Genomic DNA, 4,838 nt, shown 5'->3' with positions numbered 1-4,838 from the left:
CGCCTCCCTGGTCCTGACCCGGATCGTCGCGCCGGGGGAGGACGCGACGAGAGAGGTCGCGCGCAGCGGTGTGGACCCGGCCGTCGAAGCCGCGGTCCGGGCGGAGATCGCCCGCGCCGCCGAAGACTTCCAGGTCGATCTCGTGGACGAGACCTTCGTCCTCCGACTCGCCCTGCACGTGCAGAACCTGCTGCGGCGGGCCGAGGAGAGCGCACTGACGCGCAACCCGCTCACCCGCTCGCTCAAGACGACGTATCCGATGATCTTCGAGGTGGCGGTCTCGATTGCGAGCGGGCTCCACGACCGCGTCGGCACACCCATCCACGACGATGAGATCGCCTACATCGCCATGCACGTCGGCGGGCGACTCGAGCGCAGTCGCAAGGCGGAGTCGATCCTGACGGCCACGATCGTCTGCCCCGGCTACCAGGAGCTGCACGAGCTGCTGCGCTCGAGCGTCGACCGCTCACTCGGCTCGGCGATCGAGGTCACGACCGTCGTCACCAACGTCGATCCCGACTGGACCTCCTTCGACACCGATCTCGTCCTGAGCACGATCGAACCGGGGGATGCGGGCGACCGATTCGTCCGCATCCAGCCGTTCCTGACGGACGCCGACGTCGACCGCATCCAGCAGGCCGCCGCACGCGTCCGCCGCGGGCGACGCCTCACCCGCCTACGCGGCGAACTCGCGCGCTACTTCCTGGCCGACGCCTACGTCTTCCCGTTGCCGGATGAGGGGGAGGAGGCGATCATCAGGCGTCTCGGTGGTCTCCTGGTGCGGGCGGGACTGATCGGCGAGGACTACGTCGAGAACACGATCGTGCGCGAGCGGATGTCGTCGACCGCCTTCACGGATGCGCTCGCGGTGCCGCACGCGCTGCAGATGACGGCGACCCGCACGGCCATCGCGATCGGTGTGGCGGACGGCTCTGCCGCGTGGGGCGGCGGTCGCGTGCAGGTCGTCGCGCTCGCCGCGTTCAGCGAGAGCGACCGGGCGGCGTTCCAGACGGTTTTCGAGCAGCTGGTCGAGGTGTTCAGCGAGCGCGAGAGCGTCCAGCGCATCGTCCGCAGGGGCACCACGTTCGAGGCCTTCCTCGACGAGCTCGTCGCGGTGATCGACGGCTGATCCGCGTCTCACGCCCGAGGCGCGAGCACCTCGGCGAGCTGATCCAGCACGTCGTCCGCGGTGTCGGACGCCGCCGTCTCGAGCACGACCGCGTCACCGGACGAGATCCCGAGGTCCATGACCGCCAGCACGCTGCTCAGGTCGACGGTCGTGCCGTCGGCGGTGCGCAGGGTCACCGGAGCTCCGTGCGACTGCGCGAGTCGCACGAGCTCGGCCACCGGCCGGGCGTGCGCGCCGTTGTGCGCGCTGACGATCAGGCGTCGGGTGGGCATGCTCAGGAGCGCTCGTCGAGCAGGGCGCGCACTCCCGCCTCGAGCTCGGCCACGGCACCGCGTGCGGCTTCGGCGGAGTCCGCTCGGGCGTCGATATAGACCTTGAGCTTCGGTTCGGTGCCGCTCGGCCGGACGATGACGCGCGAGCCGTCGCCGAGGCGATACCGCAGCACGTCGCCGGAGGGCTGTCCCGGTGCCGCCTGCAGCAGGTCTTCGGCCGAGGTGATGCTGCGTCCGGCGATGTGGGTCGGCGGCAGCGAGCGCAGCGCGAGCATGACATTGCCGATGACGGCGAGATCCTCGACGCGCACCGAGACCTGGCCGCTGGCGAAGTGCCCGTACGTCTCGCCCAACTCATCGAGCAGATCGACGAGCGTGGCCCCGCGGTCTCGCGCCTCGGCGGCGATTCCGAGCACGGCGACCGCCGCGGACACTCCGTCCTTGTCGCGCACGGTCTCGGGGTTCACGAGGTACCCGAGCGCCTCCTCGAATCCGAAGACGATGCCGGGGGCGCGGGAGATCCACTTGAATCCGGTCAGGGTCTCGTGGAAGTCGAGTCCGTGGTGCGCGGCGACGGCACCCAGTCCGGGCGACGACACGAGCGAGCAGGCGAGCGAGGCGCCGGGGGGGCCGGCCGCGGCGCGGGCGGCCCTCGCGCCGAGCAGGAGCCCGACCTCGTTGCCCGTCAGACGACGCCAGCCGTCTGCGGCGGAGTCGTCGGGAACTGCGACGGCGAGGCGGTCGGCGTCGGGGTCGTTGGCGAGGATGAAGTCCGCTTTCACACGGCGGGCCCGCGCGAAGGCGAGGTCCATCGCCCCCGGCTCCTCGGGATTCGGGAACGAGACGGTGCGGAAGGTCGCATCGGGCGTGAGCTGCTCGTCGACGACGAACGGCTGGGGGTAGCCGGCGTCCCGGACGATGCGCGACAGTGTCTCCCAGCCCACCCCGTGCATGGCGGTGTAGACCCACCGCATGCCGGAGGATCCGGCGGGTGCGGGAGCGACGGCGGCGGTGGCCGCGATGTAGGCCTCGACGACGTCCTCGCCGGCGGTCTCGTAGGCCGCGGAGCGGGGCAGCGCCGCCACGGAGCCGGTGTCGGCCGTGCGCTGGATGTGCGCGGCGATCTCGGCATCCGCGGGGGAGACGATCTGCGAGCCCTGATCGGCGCCGCCGAGATACACCTTGTAGCCGTTGTCGTTCGGCGGGTTGTGGCTCGCGGTCACCATGACGCCGGCGTCGGCGCCGAAGTGGCGCACGGCGAAGGCGAGCACGGGGGTCGGCAGCAGGCGGGGCAGCAGGATCGCGCGCAGACCGGCACCGGCGAAGAGTTCGGCGGAGTCCGTGGCGAACACTCGGGAGTTCCGGCGGCCGTCGTAGCCGATCACGACGGTCGGGGTGTGCCCGGGAACCGCCTTCTCGCGCAGGTACGCGGCGAATCCCGCGGCCGCCTGCGCCACGAGGACGCGGTTCATCCGGTTGCTCCCCGCGCCGAGCTCGCCGCGGAGGCCGGCGGTTCCGAACTCGAGGCGCGCGCGGAACCGGTCGTCGAGTTCCGCGGCGGCGGCGCCGTCCCCGCCGGAGGCTCGAGTGATCAGACCGGCGAGCTCGTCGCGGGTCTCGTGATCGGGGTCCTGTCGCAGCCAGGCGCGCGCCTGTGCGAGCCGCTCCTCGCTCACAGGGCCTCGACCACCCTGGCCAGGAGCGCCGAGATCACCGGTTCGGCCTCGCGGCCCGCCTCGATCACCTCGGCATGGCTGAGCGGGGTCTGCTGGATCCCGGCAGCCAGGTTCGTGATGAGGGAGAACCCGAGGATCTCCATGCCGGCCTCGCGGGCGGCGATCGCCTCGAGAGCGGTCGACATGCCGACGATGTGTCCGCCGATGTGCTTCGCCATCTGCACCTCGGCCGGGGTCTCGTAGTGCGGGCCGCGGAACTGGGTGTACACGCCCTCGTCGAGCATCGGGTCGATGCTGCGCGCGATGTCGCGGAGGCGCTTCGCGTACAGGTCCGTCAGGTCGACGAAGGTCGCTCCCTCGAGCGGGGAGTCGGCGGTGAGGTTGATGTGGTCGCTGATCAGCACCGGCTGGCCGGGCGTCCACGTCTCGCGGATGCCTCCGGCGCCGTTCGTGAGCACCATGATCTTGGCCCCCGTGGCGGCGGCGGTGCGGACGCTGTGCACGACGCGACGGACGCCGTGGGCCTCGTAGTAATGGGTGCGGGCGCCGATCACGAGGACGTTCTTGCCCCCGGGCGTGCGGATGCTGCGGAGCGTGCCGACGTGTCCCTCCAGCGCGGGCTTCGAGAACCCGGTCACCTCGGTGGCGGGGATCGTCGCGACGGTCTCGCCGATGATGTCGGCGGCCTTGCCCCAGCCGCTGCCGAGGGTGAGGGCGATGTCGTGATTCTCGACTCCGGTCAGACGCGCGATGTCGGCGGCGGCCTGGGCGGCGACCTCGAACGGGTTCGCGGTCGGGTCATCGAGAGGATTGCTGTGCGTTTCGGGCATGGATCCACTCTAGGAAGGTGCAGGCTCCGGGGCCAGGATTGCGGAAGAATGGGTTGCATGTCTTCCACCACTTTCGAGCGCACTCAGCGCGTCGCCGTCCTCGGCGGCGGTCCCGGCGGTTACGAGGCGGCTCTCGCGGCCGCTCAGCTCGGGGCGGAGGTGACCCTGGTCGAGCGGGTGGGAGTCGGCGGATCGGCCGTCCTCACCGACGTCGTGCCCTCCAAGAGCCTGATCGCGACGGCTGATGCCGCGGTGGCCATCTCCGAGGCGAGCGACCTCGGGGTGAACTTCTACGCGAAGGGGGAGAACGGCAAGCCGCTCAAGCCCGAGATCGCGATCAACCTCGCCGCCGTCAACAAGCGTCTCATCGCGCTCGCCGGGCAGCAGTCCGAGGATATGCGGGCGACTCTGCTCGAAGCCGGCGTCCGGATCCTCTCCGGGCACGGGCGCCTCGAGGGTCCCACCGCGATCGTGGTGTCGACGGGCGAGAAAGGCACCGACTTCGACCGCGTCGAGGCCGACACCATCGTCGTGGCCGTGGGGGCGTCGCCCCGTGAGCTCGATTCCGCGAAGCCCGACGGCAAGCGCATCCTCACGTGGACGCAGCTGTACGACATGAAAGCGCTGCCGGAACACCTCATCGTCGTGGGCTCCGGCGTGACCGGCGCGGAGTTCGCCTCCGCCTACATGAACCTCGGCGCCAAGGTCACGCTCATCTCCAGCCGCGAGCAGGTGCTCCCCGGTGAGGACAAGGATGCGGCGAGCGTCCTGGAGAAGGTGTTCAAGCGCGGCGGGATGCAGGTGCTCTCGAAGTCCCGTGCCGACAAGGTCGAGGCCACGAAGGAGGGCGTGACCGTCACGCTGTCCGACGGTCGCACGGTCGAGGGGAGTCACTGCCTCATGGCGGTGGGCTCGATCCCGAACACCGCGG

4 protein-coding genes and 1 pseudogene are annotated in these 4,838 nt (G+C 70.8%); 2 read left to right on the top strand and 3 right to left on the bottom strand.

The window, feature by feature from the left end:
- Positions 1 to 1,129 (top strand): BglG family transcription antiterminator (locus tag ACNPM4_RS06245; protein WP_448985091.1); only part of this gene is annotated, 1,129 nt, incomplete at its 5' end.
- An 8-nt stretch (positions 1,130 to 1,137) separates the two neighbouring features.
- On the opposite strand, the gene ACNPM4_RS06240 is transcribed toward ACNPM4_RS06245, so the two are convergent.
- From ACNPM4_RS06240 to ACNPM4_RS06230, 3 genes are read right to left on the bottom strand one after another with little or no spacing between them, the layout of a single operon-like run.
- Positions 1,138 to 1,401 (bottom strand): HPr family phosphocarrier protein, encoded by a 264-nt coding sequence (locus tag ACNPM4_RS06240; RefSeq protein ID WP_029262535.1) that lies wholly within the window; start codon positions 1,399 to 1,401, stop codon positions 1,138 to 1,140.
- A gap of 2 nt (positions 1,402 to 1,403) precedes the next feature.
- A complete protein-coding gene (locus ACNPM4_RS06235; RefSeq protein WP_448985090.1) occupies positions 1,404 to 3,077 on the bottom strand; it encodes a phospho-sugar mutase in 1,674 nt (557 codons plus the stop codon).
- Positions 3,074 to 3,907 carry a purine-nucleoside phosphorylase gene (locus tag ACNPM4_RS06230; protein ID WP_029262533.1) on the bottom strand — a complete coding sequence of 278 codons (834 nt, stop codon included), beginning with the start codon at positions 3,905 to 3,907 and terminating at the stop codon, positions 3,074 to 3,076. Before ACNPM4_RS06230 ends, ACNPM4_RS06235 begins: the two co-directional genes overlap by 4 nt.
- Positions 3,908 to 3,955: 48 nt before the next feature.
- Between ACNPM4_RS06230 and ACNPM4_RS06225 the strand changes: the two are divergent.
- Positions 3,956 to 4,838 (top strand): annotated as a pseudogene (locus ACNPM4_RS06225) (FAD-dependent oxidoreductase); the annotation flags it as partial.

The organism is Microbacterium umsixpiens, assembly GCF_053543675.1.
Note: the sequence above shows the minus strand (reverse complement) of the source record. Positions and strands in the feature narration are given on the sequence as shown.

Excerpts from the sequence above, each read along its gene's own strand:
- ACNPM4_RS06240 (WP_029262535.1), bottom strand. The coding sequence starts at position 1,401 with ATGCCCACCCGACGCCTGATCGTCAGCGCGCACAACGGCGCGCACGCC.
- ACNPM4_RS06230 (WP_029262533.1), bottom strand. The coding sequence starts at position 3,907 with ATGCCCGAAACGCACAGCAATCCTCTCGATGACCCGACCGCGAACCCG.